A 20,916-nucleotide genomic window follows, 5' to 3' on the forward strand; every position below is an offset into this window, starting at 1 on the left:
ACAGGGATCCATGTAGGAGCTGCCGAAGGCTGCGATCTTTTGACTTTCAATCCATCGAGCGGGGTAACTGCAGGGTCACCCGCAACCCGCCCTCACGCAAATTCTGCAAGCTGACCTCACCGCCATGGCTATGGGCAATGTTGCGGGCAATCCCCAGCCCCAGGCCATAACCCTGCTGCTGCCCGGCCAGGCGGAAGTGCGGTTCGAACACCTGCTCCAGGCGCTGCTCCGGCACGCCCGGCCCCTCATCATCGACATGCAGGATGAACGCGCTTTCATCGTCATCGATGTGCAGGTGCGCGTTCTGCCCGTACTTCAACGCATTGTCGATCAGGTTGCCGATGCAACGCTTGAGCGCCAGCGGTTTGCCCGGATAGGACGCCAGCGCCCGCCCCTGCTGGGTAACGCGGCCGTTGCCGTTCGGCGCGAGATAGGGTTCCACCAGGCAATCGAGCACATGGTTGAGGTCCACCGGCTCGATGTTCTCGTGGATGTCGGTGTCTTTCACGCATTGCAGCGCGCCCTTGACCAGCAATTCGAGCTCGTCCAGGTCGCGCCCGAACTTGGCTTGCAGTGTTTCGTCCTCGAGCAATTCAACCCGCAGGCGCAAGCGGGTGATCGGCGTGCGCAGGTCGTGGGAAATGGCGCTGAACAACTGGCTGCGCTCGGTCAGGTAACGGCTGATGCGCTCGCGCATGGTGTTGAAGGCGCGCCCGACCTCGACCACTTCGCTGCCACCGCCCTCGGCCACCGGTTCCACATCGGCCCCCAGCGACAGGTCCCGCGCCGCCCGCGCCAGGCGCTTGAGCGGACGACTCTGCCAGTGCACCAGCAGGCCGATGAACAACAGCAAAAAGCTGCTGGTCAGGACAATGAACCACACCTGCTGCGCCGGCAGGCCCTGCTCTTCAAGGCTGGTGTAGGGCTCGGGCAACAGCGAGGCGATGTACAGCCATTCGCCCGGCGCCATCTGGATCTGCGTGACCAGCACCGGCGGATTCACCGGCTCCAGGGTCAGCGCGTAGTGCGCCCAGGAGCGTGGCAACTCATCAAGCTTGAGGCCGCCATTGAAGATGCGCAGGTCTTGCGGGCTGACAAAAGTCACCGAGATGTCGGTGTCCTGGCCGAGAGACTGGCGCAGCACTTCGTCCACCGCCTTGAGCACTGCCTCTTTGCGCGGAGTAATGGGTAACACTTCCATGCCCAGCGGCTTGTCGTTGAGCGTCACCACGAACCGGGTGCCGCCCATGCTGCGCAACTGGTCGAGCACCAAGGGGCGAAACGCCACCGGCAACGAACGGAAATAACTGACGCTGGCGGTCATTGAATGGGCCAGGCTGCGGGCGCTGGTGACCAGGCCCTCGAGTTGCGTGGCACGCAGTTGCGACACCCAGATCACACTCGACAGTGCCTGGGCGAACAACACCGCCAGCAGGGTCAACAGCAACATCCGCCCGAGCAGCGAACGCGGCATCGGCACCTTGTCGGCGAGCTTGCGTAAAGTCTCAGTGACCATTGCTGGCAACCACGTTGGCTGCCAGTTGGTAACCGCTGCCACGCACGGTGCGGATCAGCCGCGGCGGTTTCTCGGTGTCACGCAGGCGCTGGCGCAACCGGCTGACCGCCATGTCGACGATGCGATCCAGGGGCATCAGATCACGGCCACGGGTGGCGTTGCCGATGGTGTCGCGGTCGAGGATTTCCTGCGGGTGATCGAGAAACAACTTCAGCAGCGCAAAGTCGGCGCCCGAGAGAATCACCTCTTCGCCGTCGATGTGGAACAGCCGATGGCTGACCATGTCCAGCCGCCAGTCATCGAAGGCCAGCACTTCACCGCCACTGCGCTCCTGACCGAACTGCGCGCGGCGCAGCAACGCCTTGATCCGCGCCTGCAATTCCCGCGGGCTGAAGGGCTTGCCGAGGTAATCGTCGGCACCCAGTTCCAGGCCGATGACGCGATCGGCCTCATCGGAACTGGCGGTGAGCATGATGATCGGCACCTGCGCCTGACGCGGATGCTGGCGAATCCAGCGGCACAGGCTGAAGCCGTCTTCGTCGGGCAACATCACATCAAGGATCACCAGATCACTCGGCGCCTCGTTCAGCGCCTGGCGAAAGCCGGCACCGTCGGGCGTGGTACGGACCTGAAATCCGGCGCGGGTCAGGTAGGTATCCAGCAACTCGCGTATCTCTTGATCGTCATCGACCAACAAAATCGACTTGTTGACTGAGCTCACAGGAAGGCGTCCTTGTTGTTTGAATTGGGCGGATTATGCCTTAAGCACTGATTTTACAAACACCACAGAAACAACTGTGGGAGCGGGCTTGCTCGCGAAGGCGTCGTAACATTCAACATATTGGTTGACTGACACACTGCTTTCGCGAGCAAGCCCGCTCCCACATTTTGATCGTATTTCAGGCTGGGAGAGATTGCTCCAAAGCCACACCCGCACCCATCAATCCCGAATACGGCGCCGTCACCAGCCACACCGGAATCCCCTTGAAGTAATCGCTCATGCAACCCTTGTCGGCGAAGCAGCGGGCGAAACCGCTTTCGAGGAAGAAATCGGCAAACCGCGGAATCACCCCGCCCACGATGTACACGCCACCGCGTCCACCGGTGGTCAGCACGTTGTTGCCGGCCACGCGACCGAGCCAGCAGCAGAACTGCTCAAGCACTTCCACGGCAATCGGGTCGCCCGCCAGCCCGGCAGCAGTAATCGCTTCCGGCGTATCGAGCACAGGCGTGTGCCCGTCCACCGCACAGATCGCCCGATAGACACGGGGCAAGCCGCCACCGCTCAGGGCTGTTTCCGCACTGACATGGCCGATTTCGTTGAAGATGTGCTGCCAGAGCTGGGTTTCACGTGCACTGCTCAATGGCAGATCGACGTGACCACCCTCCCCCGGCAATGCGGCAAAACGGCCCTCGCCCAGATCGAGCAAGGTGCCGACGCCCAGGCCGGTGCCCGGGCCAATCACCACCGCCGGGCGCAACGGCTCGGGAGTGCCCGCGCAGACCACGCGGAATTCGCCGGGCTGCAAACGGGTCATGCCCAGGGCCATGGCCGAGAAGTCGTTGACCAGCAACAGCTGATACACCTGCAAGGTCTGGCAAAAGCCCTTGCGGCTCAGGCGCCAGTGATTGTTGGTGAATTTGAATTCATCACCGCTCACCGGGCCTGCCACCGACAGGCACACCGAACCGATCGCACCCGGCGCCAGCCCCAGGCCATTCAAATAGAAGCTGATCGCATCGATAGGGCTGGGGAAATCTGCCGTTGCCAGCACCTGGACCGATTCCAGTTGCTGGTTTTTCCACAACGCGAAACGTGCGTTGGTCCCACCGATGTCACCGACCAAAGCCAGTTTCAATTAAGCGTCTCCAGGGCAGAAGTGAAGGCGCTGGCGCCCTGCTCCGCCGAGCTGAAGGCCATGCGCATGAAACCGAACAGCTCGCGACCGGTGCCGATGTTGTTGCCCAACAGGCCTTTGGCCGGCGTGCGCGCTGCGAATTCTTCGGCGTCCACCATAAGCTCCAGGGTGCCTTTGACGCCATCGACGCGGATGATATCGCCCTCTTGCACCCGCGCCAAAGCGCCACCGACATAAGCTTCGGGGCTGACATGAATGGCCGCCGGGATTTTCCCCGACGCGCCGGACATGCGTCCGTCAGTCACCAGTGCCACCTTGAAGCCGCGATCCTGCAGCACACCGAGGAACGGCGTCATCTTGTGCAGCTCCGGCATGCCGTTGGAGCGCGGGCCCTGGAAGCGCATCACCGCGACAAAATCCTTCTCCAGCAAACCGGCCTTGAACGCATCGGCCAGGTCCTGCTGATCCTGGAACACCATGGCCGGCGCTTCGACGATCTGGTTTTCCACGGCCACGGCGGAGACTTTCATCACGCCACGACCGAGATTGCCTTCCATCACCCGCAAGCCACCTTCGGCCGAGAATGCACGGGCGACCGGACGCAGGATGCTTTCATCGAGGCTGTCGGTCACGCCTTCGCGCCAGACCAGTTGGCCATTGTCGAGGAACGGCTCCTGGGTGTAGCGGCTCAGGCCATGGCCCATCACGGTATTGACGTTTTCATGGAGCAACCCGGCTTCCAGCAGCTCACGGATCAGGAACGACATGCCCCCCGCGGCCTGGAAGTGGTTGATGTCGGCTTTACCGTTCGGGTAGACGTGGCTGAGGGTCGGCACGACTTCGGAGAGGTCGGCCATGTCCTGCCAGGTCAATTGAATGCCCGCTGCCATGGCGATGGCCGGCATGTGCAGGGTGTGGTTGGTCGAACCGCCGGTGGCGTGCAGCGCGACAATCGAGTTGACCAGCGAACGCTCATCGACGATTTCGCCGATCGGGATGTAGTCACCGTTCTGCTTGGTCAAACGCGTGACCTGATGCGCCGCTTCGCGGGTCAAGGCATCGCGCAACGGCGTGTTCGGGTTGACGAAGGACGCGCCCGGCAGGTGCAAGCCCATGACTTCCATCAGCAACTGGTTGGTGTTGGCGGTGCCGTAGAAGGTGCAAGTGCCGGGGCTGTGGTAGGACTTCATTTCCGATTCCAGCAACTCTTCGCGAGTTGCCTTGCCTTCGGCGTACTTCTGGCGCACGTCGGCTTTCTGCTTGTTGGAAATGCCCGAGACCATCGGCCCACCCGGCACGAAAATCATCGGCAGATGGCCAAAGCGCAGCGCGCCCATCATCAGGCCCGGCACGATCTTGTCGCAGATGCCGAGCAGCAGTGCGCCGTCGAACATGTTGTGGGACAGCGCCACGGCCGTGGACAACGCGATCACTTCGCGGCTCGGCAGGCTCAGTTCCATGCCCGGCTCGCCCTGGGTCACGCCATCGCACATGGCCGGGGTGCCACCGGCGAACTGGCCGACGGAGCCGATCTCGCGCAGAGCCTTTTTGATCATCTCCGGAAAGACTTCGTACGGCTGGTGCGCCGAGAGCATGTCGTTATATGACGAAACAATCGCAATGTTGGCGGAGTTCATCATCCGCAGGCTGTGCTTGTCGTCGCTGCCGCATCCGGCCACGCCGTGGGCGAAGTTGGCGCATTGCAGCTTGCCGCGCATCGGACCGTCGCTGGCCGCACCGCGAATCAATGCAAGGTAAGCCTCACGCGTGGCGCGGCTGCGGGCGATAAGCCGTTCGGTGACCTCAAGGACGCGGGGATGCATGTGTAGAACTCCAGGCTAACGGATGTGGCGACCTGATTGTCTATGCTGATCAAAGCCCGGTGTCGATGGGATGACAGACGGTTTTCTTGATCGGTTGGACCAGTTGATTCAGGTCACTCGTTGTAGATTGAACAAAATATTGCCATTAAAAAGGCTTGTTTTCTATTTTTTTGCGAATAATCTTGTAATTCCAACAACAAAACGACGGTAGCGCCGCACTATGACTCTTCGAATCGCAATCAATGGTTTTGGCCGCATCGGCCGTAATGTCCTGCGAGCACTCTATACCCAGGGCTACCGTCAGGATCTGCAGATCGTCGCCATCAACGACCTGGGCGACAGCGCGATCAATGCTCATCTGCTCAAGTACGACACCGTTCACGGCACGTTCGATGCCGATGTCCAGCATGACCAGGAGAGCCTGACGGTCAACGGCGACCGCATTTCGGTCAGTGCCATCCGCAACCCGGCCGACCTGCCCTGGGCCGCGGAAAAGATTGATGTAGTGTTCGAATGCACCGGTCTGTTCACCGACCGGGGCAAGGCCGCCGCGCATATTACGGCGGGCGCGCGCAAAGTGATCATCTCGGCCCCGGCCAAAGGCGCCGACGCCACCGTCGTTTACGGGGTGAACCACGACATTCTGCGCCAATCGCACCAGATCATTTCCAACGCGTCGTGCACCACCAACTGCCTGGCTCCGGTGGCCCAGGTGTTGCATCGCGAGTTGGGCATCGAAAGCGGTCTGATGACCACCATTCACGCCTACACCAACGACCAGAACCTGACCGACGTCTACCACACTGACCCGTACCGTGCCCGTTCGGCCACCCAGAACATGATCCCGAGCAAGACCGGTGCCGCCGAAGCGGTCGGCCTGGTGCTGCCGGAACTGGCAGGCAAACTGACCGGCATGGCGGTGCGCGTCCCGGTGATCAACGTGTCGCTGGTGGACCTGACCGTGCAACTGAAAAAAGAAGCCAGCGCAGAGGAAGTCAACGCGCTGCTCAAGCAAGCCAGCCAGCACTCTAAGATCCTTGGCTATAACACCCTGCCGCTGGTTTCCAGCGACTTCAACCACAACCCGCTGTCGTCGATCTTCGATGCCAACCACACCAAGTCCAGCGGCAAGCTGCTCAAGGTACTGGCCTGGTACGACAACGAATGGGGTTTCTCCAACCGCATGCTCGATAACTGCCTGGCGCTGTGCAACGCCGAGTAAGCGAAGCTTACGACTGTAGGAGCTGCCGGAGGCTGCGATCTTTTGATCTTGTTCTTAAAAAGCAAAATCAAAAGATCGCAGCCTCCGGCAGCTCCTACAGATGTGCGCAATACAAAGCATCGTGTTCATGTCCTGGAGCCCCCCATGATCGGCATCAGCTTTACGCAAAAGACCATGGCGGCGCGCAAGCGTATCGCCCTGGTCGCCCATGACCACTGCAAGGTGTTCTTGCTGGACTGGGCCGAACGGCAAAAAGACAGGCTGGCCCGGCATGATCTGGTCGCCACCGGCACCACGGGGTTGTTGTTGCAACAACGCCTCGACCTGCCGGTGCAAAGCATGATCAGCGGGCCGTTGGGCGGCGACCAACAGCTCGGCGCGCAAATCGCCGAGCAGCGGGTCGACATGCTGGTGTTTTTCTGGGACCCGTTCGAACCCCAGCCCCACGACCCGGACATCAAGGCGTTGCTGCGGGTCGCGGCGGTGTGGAACATCCCGGTGGCGTGCAACGAATGCAGCGCAGACTACCTGCTCAGCAGCCCGCTGATGGATCAGGCGCACCCCCATCGGATTCCCGATTACGCCACCTACTTGCAGGGCCGCGCATAAAGCTTCACAAATCAGGACTTGACCACTCGAGTAGATGATAAGCATTATCATCTACTCGAAATGGATCAGGTTCTCCCGTGAGTCAGTCGCGCTTCAACCACGTTTTCCTCACCCAGCGCACCTCCCTGCTGCGCACGCTGGAACGGATGGTCAACAATCACAGCACTGCTGAAGACCTCTTGCAGGAAACCTACCTGCGGGTGACCCGTGCATTGAGCGAACGGGCCATCGATCATCTTGAGCCCTTTGTCTTCCAGACGGCACGCAACCTGGCGCTGGACCATTTGCGCGCGCGGCGCATCCATTCGCGCACCATGGTCGATGACGTGCCGCAGGAGTTGGTGCACAGCATCGCCGCCCCCACCAGCAGCGCCGAAGACGCCGCCCATGCCGAACAATTGCTGGAGCGCCTGAACGTGAGCCTCGGTCAACTCAGCGCCCGCCAACAGCGAATTTTCATCCTCAGCCGCCTGCACGGGCACAGCTACCAGGAAATCGCCGAGGAGCTGAACGTGTCCCTCAGTACTGTGCAGAAAGAACTCAAACTGATCATGTCGATCTGCATCGGGGTTGCCGATCGCTTGAACGCCAACTGAGCGCCAAGGCCCTGCGCTTATCTGGACCGACTGCGCTGATCATCGGGCTTTGCTACCCTTGGTCCACTTTCTACGCTTCACTAAAAAAACAGCCGTGCACTGACACTGCCGAGGAAACACCGTGACGGACAACCACCGTTCCCCAGAGCCTTCATCGGCGCAGGACCCCGCAAGCGCGATGGACCAGGCCCTGGACTGGCTGATCGTGCTCGACAGTCCCGACGAGGAGCAGACCCGCCAATTCCATGCATGGCTTGACGCCGATCCGTTGAATGCCCAGGTGTTCGCCAAGGCCCAGGCGATCTGGGACGGCCCACAAGTGGCGCAGTGCGCGCAAAGCCTGGCTGCGCGCCCCGCGAAAGTCACTGCCATTGCCCGTCTGCGTCCGCACTGGAAACCACTGGCCACCGCCGCCGTGCTGCTGCTCGGGCTGTTCAGTTTCAGCAGTTTGCCGATGCGCCTGCAGGCCGATCACCTGACCGTGGTCGGCGAGCGCCAGCGCCTGCAATTGGAGGACGGCTCCAGGGTCCTGCTCAATACCAATTCGGCGTTTTCAAGCACCATCAACGACCAGCAACGTGTTGCCCGCCTGTATCAGGGCGAAGCGTTTTTCGAAGTGCAGGCCAATCGCGGCCAACCCCTGGAAATCGATGCCGGACCGGTCACGGCCAGCGTTCGCGATACCGCGTTTGCCGTGCGTTACCTCGACGGCGTGGCACAGGTGCGGGTACAGCGCGGCGATGTCGACTTGCGCGCCACCCGCAACGACGCCCGGGTGCGCTTGTCCGCCGGGGAAAGCATTCGCATCGGCCCCAACGGCTTCGACCGCCCGGCCAAGCTGGATGCCGCCACCGACCTGGCGTGGGTCCAGGGACGTCTGGTGTTCGAAAACTGCCCGTTGAACCAGGTGCTGGCAGAACTTCGCCGCTACTACCCGGGCTGGATCATCAACAACAACGAGCAGTTGGCCGATGTCACCGTGACGGGCAACTACCGCCTCGATCAGCCGCTGGACGTGGTTCGCTCCCTGGCCCATATCACCTCGGCCCGGCTCCAGGAATTCCCGGCGCTGGTCATCCTGAACTGAATGAGAATTATTTTTACTCGATAGCCAAACCCCGTACGTCTCGTTATAGCCAATGCAATTGATTCGCATCTAACCCTGCCAATCAGCACCTATAAAGATTCGTGCGACACGGAGCGCTATCGATGTCCCCTCGCCTTACCCGCCAAGCCCCTACACCTTCCCGCGTGCTGTCGCTGCTGACCGCCGCCATCCTGATGGCCGGTACCGCACCGCTCATGGCCGCCACCTCCACCGAGCAGTCGACCCGCAAAATGGGCGACTACGCATTCGCCATTCCCCAGCAATCACTGGTGTCGGCACTCAATGCCTTTACCGCCGTGACGGGCTGGCAAGTCGGCGTGTCGTCGGAGCTGGCGCAAGGTGTGGCCTCGCCGGGAGTACGCGGCTCGCTGTCGCCGGAGAACGCCCTGGATCGCCTGTTGGTGGGGACCAACCTGGGCTATCGCAAACTGGGCAACAACAGCATCGTCCTGGAAAAGCGCAGTGGCAGCAGTACGCTCAACCTGCAACAGGTGACCATCAGCGCCACCCGTAACGAGCAGGATGTGAACAGCGTACCGAGCACGGTCTCTGTCTACACTCGCGAAGATCTGGACCGAAACAACGTCAACACCATCAAGGAACTGGTGCGTTACGAGCCCGGTGTTTCGGTGGGTGGTTCAGGCCAACGCGCCGGCATCACGGGTTACAACATTCGCGGCATCGATGGCGACCGCGTGCTGACCCAGGTCGATGGCGTGCAGGTACCCGACGGTTTCTTCAACGGCCCCTATGCCCAGACCAACCGCAACTATGTCGATCCGGAAATCGTCAAGCGTGTGGAAATCCTCCGGGGCCCGGCGTCGGTGCTGTATGGCAGCAGCGCCATTGGCGGTGCGGTCAGCTACTACACGCTGGACCCGGACGACATCATCAAGCCAGGCAAGGATGTCGGCGCGCGCCTGAAAACCGGCTACAGCTCCGCCGACGACAGCTGGCTGACTTCCGGCACCGTCGCCGGCCGCACCGGCGAGTTCGATGGCCTTTTGCATCTGAGTCAACGCAACGGCCATGAAACAGAGTCCTATGGCGATACCGGCGGCACTGGCCTGAACCGCACGGAGGCCAACCCCCAGGACGCGCGCACCACCAGCGTGCTGGCCAAACTGGGCTGGAATTACGCCGACGACGCGCGTTTTGGCCTGACCTACGAGCATTACAAGGACGACCGCGACACCAATCAATTGAGCGCAGTGGGCGGCCCGTTCAATGCCGGACGCGGGTTCGGCTACTACAAGTCCCGTACCGGTAACGACACGATCACCCGCGAACGCTTTGGCCTGGAACACAGCTTCGGTCTGGACAGCACTCTGGCTGACAACATCAAGTGGACGCTGAACTACCAGATCGCCAAGACCGACCAGAGCACCGAAGAGATCTACGCGCCGCCGTCGCGGACCGTGCTGCGTAACCGTGATACGACTTACAAGGATCGCCAATGGGTATTCGATGCCCAGGCTGACAAGTCGTTTGCCATCGCCGATACCGATCACTTCGTCACCTATGGCACCACCATCAAGCAGGACAAAGTCACCGGCCTGCGTACCGGTACCGGCACCTGCCTGACCGTGGCCGGTGCCTGCCGTGTCATTGGCGCCCCTAGCACCAGCGACACGCTGACACCCGCCAGTGACTTCCCGGACCCGACCATCAATAGCTACGCCCTGTTCGCCCAGGATCAGATCAGCTGGGGCAACTGGACCTTCCTGCCCGGTGCACGCTACGACTACACCCAGCTCAAGCCGCATATCACCGACGAGTTCCTGGCCACCGCCGACCAGAGCGGCAACGGCACGGTGAGCGACGAGACCAAGACCTGGCATCGCCTGTCGCCGAAATTCGGCACCACCTACAGCTTCAACGATCACTACACCTGGTACGGCCAATACGCCGAAGGCTTCCGCACCCCGACCGCCAAGGCGTTGTATGGTCGTTTCGAAAACATCGCCGGCGGCTATCGGGTCGCGCCTAATCCGGACCTCGAACCGGAAAAGAGCAAAAGCTACGAAACGGGTTTGCGCGGCAACTTCGAGCAGGGCTCGTTTGATGTGGCGGTGTTCTACAACAAGTACCGCGACTTCATTAACGAGAACGCCATCACTCCGGGCTACACCGAGACCACGTTCCAGAGCAACAACATCAAGCACGCCACCATCAAGGGGGCCGAGGTCAAGGGCCGCCTGAACCTCGACGCCTTCGGCGCGCCGCAAGGCCTCTACACCCAGGGCTCGGTGGCCTATGCCTACGGTCGCAATGACGACAACGGCGAGCCGCTCAACAGCGTCAACCCGCTGACCGGTGTATTCGGCCTCGGCTACGACCAGGACACCTACGGCGGTTTGCTCAGCTGGACCCTGGTGAAGAAGAAGGATCGCGTCGACAGCACCAGCTTCAAGACCCCGGACGGCACCAGCACCCAGTTCAAGACCCCCGGTTTCGGCATTCTGGACCTGAGCGCGTTCTACAAAGTGACCGACGACGTGACCGTCAGCGGCGGCGTCTACAACCTCACCGACAAGAAATACTGGCTGTGGGATGACGTGCGCGGCTACGACAGCGTCGGCGAGGCCTCGGTGACCCAACCGGCCAACCTCGATCGCCTGACCCAGCCGGGTCGCAACTTTGCGGTCAACCTGATCTGGGATATCTGATCCGCACATCCCGCTGGGCGGTTTCATCTAGCCGCCCGGTGAGGTTTTTTTACTGTCAGGCGCCTTGCTGTTCGTCTCGTTACCAAGCGCCTCTTCTTTCTCCAAGGAATTGCCATGACTACCCAGGCCACCGAACAACGCCCCAACCTGCGCTCACAGCGTTTGAACCAGATCACCAACGAGCCGCACAGCAAGCTCGATGCCCTGGTCAAGGCCCACTCCCCGTTTGAAACCCCGGCCAATTTCGCCCGCTTCGTGGTAGCGCAGTACCTGTTCCAGTCGGAACTGGTGTCGCTGTACAACGATGCCGAACTGACCGCCATCGTCCCGGATCTGCCGGCCCGCTGCCGTGCCGATGCCGCCGGGGCCGACCTCGCGGACCTGGACACCGACGTGCCGACACCTGTGGCCGGTGCACTGAAGAACCCGACCAAGGCCGAAGCCCTGGGCTGGATCTTTGTTTCGGAAGGCTCGAAGCTCGGTGCGGCGTTCCTGATCAAGCGTGCCGTGGGCCTTGGCCTGAGCGAAACCTTCGGCGCCCGCCACCTCGGCGAACCGGCCGGTGGCCGCGCTGAAGGTTGGAAGCGCTTCGTCCAGACCCTGGACGGCCTGGCATTCAGCACCCAGGAAGAAGCCGAAGTGGAAAAAGGCGCCATCGACGCGTTCAACCGGTTTACCGTGTTGCTGGAGCAGGCTTACGCCAGCGCGCCGGAAGTCGCCTGACACACCGCTGTCCCTGTGGGAGCGGGCTTGCTCCGGGCGGCGTTCCGACGAAAGCGGAGTATCAGTCGACATGTTTTTTGAATGTCAGACCGCCTTCGCGAGCAAGTCGGATCGCCGCACCGCCGCTCCCACATTGGACGAAGCAAGTCTTCAGGATTTCGATTCGCCTCACGTGTTGCCTTGAACCCATGCCTGCCTCTTCAAAACTCTCCCGCGTCCTCTTCGGCCCGCTGGCCTATGTCAGCCTGGGCATCGGCCTGATCGCCATCGTCATACCCGGCCTGCCAACCACCGAGTTCATCCTGCTGGCCGCCTGGGCCGCGACCCGCAGTTCGCCGCGCCTGAGCGCCTGGCTGGAAAACCACCGGCTGTTCGGCCCTATCCTCCATAACTGGCGCAACGGCAAGATCATCGCGCGTCGGGCAAAAGTCAGCGCCACGGTCAGCATGCTGTTGTGTGCCGGTCTGATGCTGGTGATGCTCGATCACGGCTGGCCGATTTACCTGGCGATTGCCGGGATGGGGCTGGGCAACCTGTGGATCTGGTCACGGCCGGAATCACTGCCGCAAGTCACCTGAAGCCTCTTCAAGTCGCCCTGTAGTTGCCAACAACAGCGCACTTGAAAGTACCTACTTCCTGTTCGGATTTCTCCTACGTGTTTATCAGGTCATCCATTTCCGGGGTTGGCCGTTAAGCACTATGAAACCCCACGACGAGAAGCTGACATGAATGTAAGTGCCGCTGCATCTTTTCAAGTTCCGTATCCGCAAACATTGAAAGCGAACACGGAAAAAGCCCAGCCTGAGAAATTCGACATTTCGGTAATGGATGACAGGTTAAGGTTGACCATCGAGAAACTCCGAGCGCCTCAAGGTGTAGCTAGAAATCTCAGCAGCGAAAAACTGAATGAGGTGGATGATTTTTTGAATTCGCTCGAATCACTTAGCGGGTTCTATGACCTCCCCCCTCTGATAGAAAGCTTTAGAAATTCAATGATTAGACATCATGCATTCCAGGCAGATCTGGTGCTCAAAAGAATGGAAGGGATTTACTCCGACTTCAAAAAAGACCTGCAAAGCAAATGGTCTGGTCTGGCCCATAACGTAATGGGCTTCACCGTGGCCGAAGACGGGCAGTTGAAAGTCACTTCGCCCCCCGACACCCTGACTGCCAGGGATGAGGAAATATTGAATACCCTGTTGAACGAGGCCAAAGGCTTGCAACCCCTGACCCTCAAGCACGCCAAGGCCGTAATCGAGTTGACTCAGCTGGATAAGCCACAGTTTGAGGGCAAGGTAAAACTGGACCTGAGCAACTTCCACAAGATGATTGACTATGGATTACTGCTGAATAAAGGTGCGCTGGACTTGGAAAGTCCAGACTCCTGGCTGGATCAATTGCATAAAAAGGCCGAGAAGAATCCGATCGAGAAAAAACAGGGCCTGCACATCGAGGCCTGATCGTTCGATAAAACCCGGCAAAGCGAACATATATGTGCGCTTTGCCGGGGACCTGACAGGCTTAGTTACGCAACATATTCTGATAACATATATGTGCGAATGAAACATTCGGTACGTTGTGTCCTCCCACCCCCGACGCCTCTTTGCCTTGAATCTGGATCAACCAATGTCCCAGGTTATATTCAACTTCCCACTTATATCGATACTTGCCACTGCTGGTCCAGAAAGGCTCAGACTTCAGCTGCCCATAACACCCGCCCAACTGAACGACACCCATGGCATTACCGGTAACATCCGTTACAAGGTCGTATGGGGTCTTATCCGTCCCTTTGTCCAACTTCAAAGTGGCGGTAGCACCTTCGACCGGCTGTCCTGTCGAATCACTCAACCGGACCGACCAATTCAAGACTCGGTAGGCCTGCGTAGTCGCCCAGTAGTGCCGCAGATCACCGGTATCGCCCTGGACACGACTGTCGGTGTAGTAAGGCGCTGAGCCAAACTCGAGCTTGTAGATATCACCCGCTACGAAGGGAGCAGACGGCTTTTTCGAGATGCGAACCTGAACTTCCTCATTCGGCTTCAGGCCAGACACAGTGAAAGGTGCCCCCCAAGGAATAGCAGCCCAGCGTCCGTTGCGATTGTATTCCAACATCAATGGCCCGCCTTTCGTGTCACCCGCATGGATCAACACATCTTGGCCCCGCACAGCCACGAAGCTGTAATGTTTCACATCCGCTTCGTCAGCCAGACTTTCCTTGAGGGTGTTCAGTTTGTCCGGCAGTACCGTGGCCGCCGGGGTTATTTGGGACGCGATACCCGAAACTGCGGCCGAGTTCAGAAAAGACATCGCAGGTGCCGTCCCTGCCGCCAATAACATCCCCCAAAACAATGCTACCGAGCGAAACCCTATCCCTTTAAAACAAGTCATACACATGAAGTCCTTCTCATTATTTTCTGTCAGATGCCGGATCCGAAAACTTCCGCAATCGTTCCACCGAGGTGGCCCGCGTATTTAAGCGGTCTGCCCTTAATGAGAAGCGGTACATATGTATTTCGTGAGTTTCACTCAGGGCGGCTCGAAGCCGGAATCCTTGGCGTAACCACCCTGAACGCTCCCGCGCTTTTTTCCTCTTTTCACCCCCATTTTCGGCACATTTTCCTGCGCAAACGTTCAACCATTACCGTTCGTCGGGATGCCCCTCATGTAACCTCATCGCCACGCCGATGTGCATTGATCGGCGCTAAATGGATTTAGCGAGTGAGCCGCGACGGCCCACAGCCAACACTTCATCCATTCGCGAGCTCGCCCTATGTTCGACTCACTGTCCATCCGCCTGAAAATCGTCCTGCTGTCCGGTCTGTGCCTGCTGGGCGTAGTCGCCTTGATAGTGGGCATGAACATCTATCAGACCAATCAGAACGATGACCTGGTCAGCGATTCCAGCAGCAGGATGCTCACCGCCAGTGTGCAGGACCTGCTCCAGGCCAAGGCCGCCGAGCAAGCCGTGCGGGTGCAGAAGACCTTCGGTGAAACCCTGACGGTGGTGACCGCTCTCGCGGACCAGATCCAGGACATGCGCAACCTGGCCGCCAAGCGCGCCCTCGAACCCGGCGCCCTGCGTGAAGAGTTGAACCAGAGCCTGAAAACCGCGTTCGAGCGCAACAGCAAGGTGCTGGGGATCTGGCTGGCGTTCGAACCCAACGGCCTGGATGGCAAGGACAGCGAGTTCGTCAATGACGCCGCCCGCCAATCCAACGAGATCGGACGTTTCGCCACGTACTGGAGCCGCGCCGGGGGTGATGCCCTCAACACGATCATGGTCGAAGAGGACATGACCAAGACTACCCTGAACCTCAGCGGTACGCCGTACAACGTCTGGTACACCTGTCCGCGGGACAGCAAGCGCATCTGCCTGCTCGACCCCTATGCCGATACGGTCGGCAACAAGGAAATGTTGATGACCACCATTTCCGTACCGCTGCTGGTGGATGGCAAGTCCATCGGCGTGGTCGGTATCGACATCGCCCTCGACGCCCTGCAAGCGGCGGCGGTCGACTCCCAGCGCGACCTGTTCAACAGTGCCGGGCACATGCTGATCGTTTCCGGCACTGGCGTGCTGGCCGCCTACAGTGTCGATGCCGGCAAAGTCGGCAAGAACATCGGCGACACCCTGGGCGGCGATGGCAAGGACATCCTGCAATTGCTCGGCAATGGCGCGCCGAAGATTCTCCAGCAAGGCGAGTTGATCCGCGCGGTGTACCCGGTCAGCCCGATTGCCGACGCCAAGGCCTGGGCCGTGGTGATCGACCTGCCCCGGCAAGTGCTGCTGGCCGACTCGGTGAAGCTGCAAGCGGTACTCGACGATGCCCAGCAAAGCGGCACGCTCAAGGCGCTGTCGGTGGCAGTGATTGCCGGTCTGCTCGGGCTGTTGCTGATGTGGCTCACCGCGTCCGGCGTGACCCGCCCGATCAACAGCGTGGCCGACATGCTCAAGGCGATTGCCAGCGGCGACGGCGACCTGACCCAGCGCCTGCACTACAGCAAGAAGGACGAACTGGGCGAACTGGTGAGCTGGTTCAACCGCTTCCTCGACAAGCTGCAACCGACCATCGCGCAGATCAAGCAAAGCATCACCGATGCCCGAGGCACCGCCGACCAGTCTTCGGAAATCGCCCGCCAGACCAGTGAAGGCATGCAGGTGCAATTCCGCGAAATCGACCAGGTCGCCACCGCATCCAACGAAATGAGCGCCACCGCCCACGACGTCGCCAACAGCGCCTCGAACGCGGCCAACGCGGCGAAGGGTGCCGACCAGTCGGCCCGCGACGGCATGTCGATCATCGAACGCAGCACCCGCGACATCAATCAACTGGCCGAAGAGGTCAGCAAGGCCGTGACCGAAGTCGAAGCCCTCGCGGTCAACAGCGAGCAGATCGGTTCGGTGCTGGAGGTGATTCGCAGTATCGCCGAACAAACCAACCTGCTGGCGCTCAACGCCGCCATCGAAGCCGCCCGTGCCGGTGAAAGCGGCCGGGGATTCGCGGTGGTCGCCGATGAAGTGCGCAATCTGGCCAAGCGTACCCAGGACTCGGTGGAAGAAATTCGCCTGGTGATCGAACGCATCCAGTCCGGAACCCGCGGCGTGGTCGCCACCATGCACTCAAGCCAGACCCAAGCCCACAGCAACGCCGGACAGATCCAGCAGGCGGTCCAGGCCTTGGGCAAGATCAGCGACGCGGTCACCGTGATCAGCGACATGAACCTGCAAATCGCCAGCGCCGCCGAACAGCAAAGCGCCGTCGCCGAAGAGGTCAACCGCAATGTCTCGGCGATCCGCACCGTCACCGAAACCCTGACCGGCCAGGCCACCGAGTCGGCGCAGATCAGCAGCCAACTCAACGCCCTGACCACCCACCAGATGAAGTTGATGGATCAGTTCCGCGTTTAGGAAGCACCACCGATAAATGTGGGAGCGGGCTTGTCACCTGATTTGATCTAAGATCGGGCTCTCGCTCCGGAGGGCCCTTCGATGACTGATCTGCTCACGTCCATTCAAGCCGCACTCGGTTTGCCTCACACCCCGATTCCATTCACGTCCAGCGGCGCCCTGCCCTCGGCGTTTGCCGTCACGGATCTGGCCTGCGCCGGCATCGCTGCCGCAGGCCAGGCCGTCAGCGAACTGCTGCACCAGCAAACCGGGCACCTGCCCGACCTTGAGGTCGACCGACGCCTCGCATCATTCTGGTTCGCAACCTCGATTCGTCCGCTTGGCTGGAGCGTTCCGCCGTTGTGGGACCCAGTGGCCGGTGACTACGCCACCCGCGATGGCTGGATTCGCCTGCACACCAACGCACCCCATCACCGCGCCGCTGCCGAAAGCGTGCTCGGCCACTGTATCGACCGCGCAGCGATGGCCAGCCAAGTGGCCCGATGGACAAAAAGCGAGCTGGAGCAGGCGGTGGTCAATGCCGGTGGTTGCGCTGCCGAAATGCGCACCTGGGAACAATGGCAGGTCCATCCTCAAGGCCAGGCAGTGAATTCCGAACCCTTGGTTCTGTTCGCCAACCACCCAGGCCAGAGCCGCAAACCCTGGACTGGTTCAGTGGCTCGCCCGCTGGCCGGCATCAAGGTGCTGGACTTGACCCGAGTACTGGCAGGTCCCATCGCCAGCCGCTTTCTGGCAGGCCTGGGCGCCGATGTCTTGCGCATCGATCCGCCGACCTGGAACGAGCCCGGGGTGGTACCGGAGCTCACCTTGGGAAAACGTTGCGCGCGTCTTGATCTGAACGACAGCCCCGATCGCGCTGTATTCGAATGTCTGCTCAAGGACGCCGACATTCTGCTCCACGGCTATCGCGCCGATGCGCTGGAGCGACTTGGTCTGGGCATGGATGAACGCCGGCAACTGAACCCCGACCTGATCGATGTTTGCCTCAACGCCTATGGCTGGAGCGGCCCTTGGCAAAACCGACGGGGCTTCGATAGCCTGGTGCAGATGAGCAGTGGCATTGCCGAAGCGGGCATGCGCTGGAAGCAGGCGGACAAGCCGACGCCACTGCCGGTGCAAGCCCTCGATCACGCCACCGGGTACTTGATGGCGGCCAGTGCGATCAGGTTGTTGGCGCAGCGGTTGAACGACGGTACGGGGGGTTCGGCGCGATTGTCGTTGGCGCGTACGGCGAGGTTGTTGATCGAGGCTGGGGCCGGGTCCGATGAGCCGTTGCGGGCAGAGGATCAAAACGATCAGGGGATACAGGTTGAGCAAACACCCCGGGGACCGGCGCATCGGTTGCATGTGCCGCTTAAGATGACGGAGACACCGTTGCAATGGACTTTGCCAGCAACTGATTTGGGTTCACATCGCGCGCAGTGGTGGTGACCGTCAGATCGCCATCGCGAGCAAGCTCGCTCCCACAGGGACCGCATTTTTCCTGACGATCGCGATCAAATGTGGGAGCGAGCTTGCTCCGGGCGGCGTTCCGACGATGGCGCCAGAAACAGCAACACAAAAACCAGATCAGCTCAGTCCACCCGACTCAAGGAAGTCCACAGCACCTGCGCCGCATACCCTCGATAAGGCCGCCATCCTTCAGCCCGCAACAGCAACTGCTTCGCTGTCACCGGCCCACCCTCCAGTGCCGCCAGCGCATTGATCAGCCCCACATCACCATTGGGAAACCCGTCCATCTCTCGCAACTGACGCAAGGCAATGTATTGCGCCGTCCAGTCACCAATCCCGTGCAAGGCCAGCAACCGCGCTATGCCCCCTTCCCGGCCGGGCTCAAACAATCGCGGATCATCGAGCAATGCCTGAGCCACCCCCGACAAGGTCCGGCCTCGGCTTTTCGGCATGCCCAGCGTCGCCAGATCTGCGTCTGCCAAAACCCTGGCCTGGGGAAAAACATGGGTCACTCCCGGCAATGCTGAATTTAACGGTGTGCCGTACCGCGCTACCAGTTTGCCCGCCAACCGGATCGCCGCCACCACCGTAATCTGCTGCCCCAGTACCGCGCGGATCGCCAGTTCCAGCCCATCCCACGCTCCCGGTACGCGCAGGCCCGGGCGTTCGGCAATCAACCGCGCCATCAACGGATCAACCGCCAGGTGCCGGTGAATCGTGGACAGGTCGGCATCCAGGTCGAACATTCGCCGCACTCGCGCAACGATCTCGGGTACGGCACCAGCATCCGGAAAGTCCAGGGTCAGCTCAAGCGCATCGGATGCGGCAGGCTGGATCGAAAACGTACCGTGTACGCCATGCAAGTCGATGCTGCGCGAGTAGACACCCTCGACCACCCTTTCCAGACCCACGATCGCCCGCGCCGACAAGAACCCCAGCAACGCCGGCCAGTCATAGGGCGGCTGGTACGCCAGCAACACCCTCACAGGCTGAGCACCCCGCTGTACAACCCATAAGCCGCCAGCCCCGCCCCCCCGATGACACAGGTGAAAATGCCTTTCTCGACCACCGTGAACAGCGGCTTGCCCTGCTCGTTACGAGCCTTGGCAAACAGGATCACACCCGGCGCATACAGCAACGCCGACAGCAGCAAATACTTCAGGCCGCCGGCATACAGCAGCCACACCGCGTAGCCCAGGGCGATGCCACCGATCAGCAGGTCCTTGATCCGTTCGGCGGGTGCCTGTTGGTAGGTTTCACCCCGTGCGCACAACAACACCGCATAGGCCGCCGACCACAGGTACGGCACCAGAATCATCGAGGACGCCAGATAAATCAGGCTGGTGTAGGTGCTGGCGGAAAACAGCGTGATCAGCAGGAACAACTGGATCATCGAGTTGGTCAGCCACATCGCATTGACTGGCACACGGTTGGCGTTTTCCTTGGTCAGGAATGCCGGCATGGTCTTGTCTTTCGCCGTGGCGAACAGGATTTCGGCGCACAGCAGCGCCCAGGACAACAAGGCCCCCAACAGCGAAATTGCCAGGCCGACGCTGATCAGCAACGCCCCCCAAGGGCCGACGATATGTTCAAGCACCGCCGCCAGCGAGGGGTTCTGCAGTTTCGCCAGTTGCGGCTGGGTCATGATCCCCAGCGACAGCACGTTCACCAGCACCAGCAGCGCCAATACCCCAATGAACCCGATCACCGTCGCGCGGCCCACGTCGGAGCGTTTCTCTGCCCGGGCCGAATAGACACTGGCGCCCTCGATACCGATGAACACGAACACGGTGACCAGCATCATGTGTCGAACCTGATCCATCACACTGCCGAATTCCGGGTTGTTGCGTCCCCAGATATCGAGGGTAAAGATGTCCGCCTTGAACGCCACGGCGGCGATCACAATGAACATGATCAGCGGCACGATCTTCGCCACCGTGGTCACCTGGTTGATGAACGCCGCCTCCTTGATCCCGCGCATCACCACAAAATGCACGGTCCAGAGCAGCACCGAAGCGCAGACGATGGCGATCGGCGTGTTGCCTTCACCAAAGACCGGAACGAAATAACCGAGGGTGCTGAACAGCAGCACGAAATAGCCGACGTTACCCAGCCAGGCGCTGATCCAGTAGCCCCAGGCCGAAGAAAAGCCCATGTAGTCGCCAAACCCGGCCTTGGCATAGGCGTACACCCCGGAGTCCAGTTCCGGCTTGCGATTGGCCAGGGTCTGGAACACGAACGCAAGGGTCAGCATGCCGACGGCGGTGATTGCCCAACCGATCAGGATCGCCCCGGCATCGGCCCTGGCCGCCATGTTTTGCGGCAGGGAAAAAATCCCGCCACCGATCATCGAACCCACCACCAACGCGATCAAGGCGCTCAGGCGAAGCTTGTTCGGTGATTGCGCCATCGTTGCATCTCCATTTTTCT

The 20,916-nt window shown here is 60.7% G+C and carries 16 protein-coding genes and 2 pseudogenes; 11 read left to right on the forward strand and 7 right to left on the reverse strand.

The annotated features are described in order from the left end of the window. Window positions 1–46: 46 nt before the first annotated feature. The 4 genes from AB4O40_RS11155 to edd all read right to left on the reverse strand — a co-directional run bounded on the left by AB4O40_RS11155 (window position 47) and on the right by edd (window position 5,198). Window positions 47–1,474, reverse strand: a complete 1,428-nt coding sequence (locus AB4O40_RS11155; RefSeq protein WP_201783892.1) for an ATP-binding protein — start codon at window positions 1,472–1,474, stop codon at window positions 47–49. Window positions 1,475–1,505: 31 nt separating this feature from the next. Continuing rightward, window positions 1,506–2,237, reverse strand: a complete 732-nt coding sequence (locus AB4O40_RS11160; protein ID WP_056725962.1) for a response regulator — start codon at window positions 2,235–2,237, stop codon at window positions 1,506–1,508. Between the two features lie 178 nt (window positions 2,238–2,415). Continuing rightward, complete coding sequence (locus AB4O40_RS11165; RefSeq protein WP_460054535.1) at window positions 2,416–3,375, reverse strand: glucokinase; 960 nt, start codon at window positions 3,373–3,375, stop codon at window positions 2,416–2,418. After that, window positions 3,372–5,198 carry a phosphogluconate dehydratase gene (edd, locus tag AB4O40_RS11170; protein WP_056725966.1) on the reverse strand — a complete coding sequence of 609 codons (1,827 nt, stop codon included), beginning with the start codon at window positions 5,196–5,198 and terminating at the stop codon, window positions 3,372–3,374. The genes AB4O40_RS11165 and edd overlap by 4 nt, the downstream gene beginning before the upstream one ends. A 220-nt stretch (window positions 5,199–5,418) precedes the next feature. Here edd and gap point away from each other — a divergent pair, with 220 nt between their 5' ends. From gap to AB4O40_RS11210, 8 genes are all read left to right on the forward strand, one after another. After that, window positions 5,419–6,420, forward strand: coding sequence for a type I glyceraldehyde-3-phosphate dehydrogenase (gap, locus tag AB4O40_RS11175; protein ID WP_460054532.1), 1,002 nt, complete (start codon window positions 5,419–5,421; stop codon window positions 6,418–6,420). 144 nt (window positions 6,421–6,564) lie between these two features. Continuing rightward, entirely contained in the window at window positions 6,565–7,029 is a 465-nt protein-coding gene (locus AB4O40_RS11180; RefSeq protein WP_056725971.1) for a methylglyoxal synthase, read from the forward strand. A 77-nt stretch (window positions 7,030–7,106) separates the two neighbouring features. Further along, a complete protein-coding gene (locus AB4O40_RS11185) occupies window positions 7,107–7,625 on the forward strand; it encodes an RNA polymerase sigma factor (RefSeq protein ID WP_056725973.1) in 519 nt (172 codons plus the stop codon). A gap of 121 nt (window positions 7,626–7,746) precedes the next feature. After that, window positions 7,747–8,712 (forward strand): FecR family protein, encoded by a 966-nt coding sequence (locus tag AB4O40_RS11190; RefSeq protein WP_223541249.1) that lies wholly within the window; start codon window positions 7,747–7,749, stop codon window positions 8,710–8,712. A gap of 122 nt (window positions 8,713–8,834) precedes the next feature. Then, window positions 8,835–11,402, forward strand: coding sequence for a TonB-dependent receptor (locus AB4O40_RS11195; protein ID WP_223541248.1), 2,568 nt, complete (start codon window positions 8,835–8,837; stop codon window positions 11,400–11,402). Window positions 11,403–11,516: 114 nt separating this feature from the next. Then, window positions 11,517–12,125 carry a biliverdin-producing heme oxygenase gene (locus tag AB4O40_RS11200; RefSeq protein WP_460054526.1) on the forward strand — a complete coding sequence of 203 codons (609 nt, stop codon included), beginning with the start codon at window positions 11,517–11,519 and terminating at the stop codon, window positions 12,123–12,125. Between the two features lie 188 nt (window positions 12,126–12,313). Next, window positions 12,314–12,703 (forward strand): YbaN family protein, encoded by a 390-nt coding sequence (locus AB4O40_RS11205; protein ID WP_460054523.1) that lies wholly within the window; start codon window positions 12,314–12,316, stop codon window positions 12,701–12,703. Window positions 12,704–12,850: 147 nt separating this feature from the next. Next, entirely contained in the window at window positions 12,851–13,585 is a 735-nt protein-coding gene (locus AB4O40_RS11210) for a hypothetical protein (RefSeq protein WP_156385799.1), read from the forward strand. A gap of 61 nt (window positions 13,586–13,646) precedes the next feature. Here the strand turns inward: AB4O40_RS11210 and AB4O40_RS11215 are convergent, their stop codons facing one another. After that, complete coding sequence (locus AB4O40_RS11215) at window positions 13,647–14,513, reverse strand: hypothetical protein (RefSeq protein WP_156385801.1); 867 nt, start codon at window positions 14,511–14,513, stop codon at window positions 13,647–13,649. 646 nt (window positions 14,514–15,159) lie between these two features. On the opposite strand from AB4O40_RS11215, the pseudogene AB4O40_RS11220 reads away from it, so the two are divergent. The 3 genes and pseudogenes from AB4O40_RS11220 to AB4O40_RS11230 form a co-directional block, all read left to right on the forward strand. Continuing rightward, a pseudogene (locus AB4O40_RS11220) lies at window positions 15,160–16,128 on the forward strand (methyl-accepting chemotaxis protein); the annotation flags it as partial. Between the two features lie 375 nt (window positions 16,129–16,503). Next, window positions 16,504–17,034 (forward strand): annotated as a pseudogene (locus AB4O40_RS11225) (methyl-accepting chemotaxis protein); the annotation flags it as partial. An 81-nt stretch (window positions 17,035–17,115) separates the two neighbouring features. After that, the gene (locus tag AB4O40_RS11230) at window positions 17,116–18,465 is read left to right on the forward strand and encodes a CoA transferase (protein WP_460160149.1); all 1,350 of its coding nucleotides are present in this window, start codon (window positions 17,116–17,118) and stop codon (window positions 18,463–18,465) included. A 143-nt stretch (window positions 18,466–18,608) separates the two neighbouring features. Here the strand turns inward: AB4O40_RS11230 and AB4O40_RS11235 are convergent, their stop codons facing one another. Then, the gene (locus tag AB4O40_RS11235; RefSeq protein ID WP_460054514.1) at window positions 18,609–19,472 is read right to left on the reverse strand and encodes a DNA-3-methyladenine glycosylase family protein; all 864 of its coding nucleotides are present in this window, start codon (window positions 19,470–19,472) and stop codon (window positions 18,609–18,611) included. Beyond that, complete coding sequence (gene arcD, locus AB4O40_RS11240) at window positions 19,469–20,896, reverse strand: arginine-ornithine antiporter (protein ID WP_056725995.1); 1,428 nt, start codon at window positions 20,894–20,896, stop codon at window positions 19,469–19,471. Before arcD ends, AB4O40_RS11235 begins: the two co-directional genes overlap by 4 nt. Window positions 20,897–20,916: the final 20 nt, after the last annotated feature.

The sequence above is a fragment of the Pseudomonas sp. S2_F07 genome, assembly GCF_054668325.1.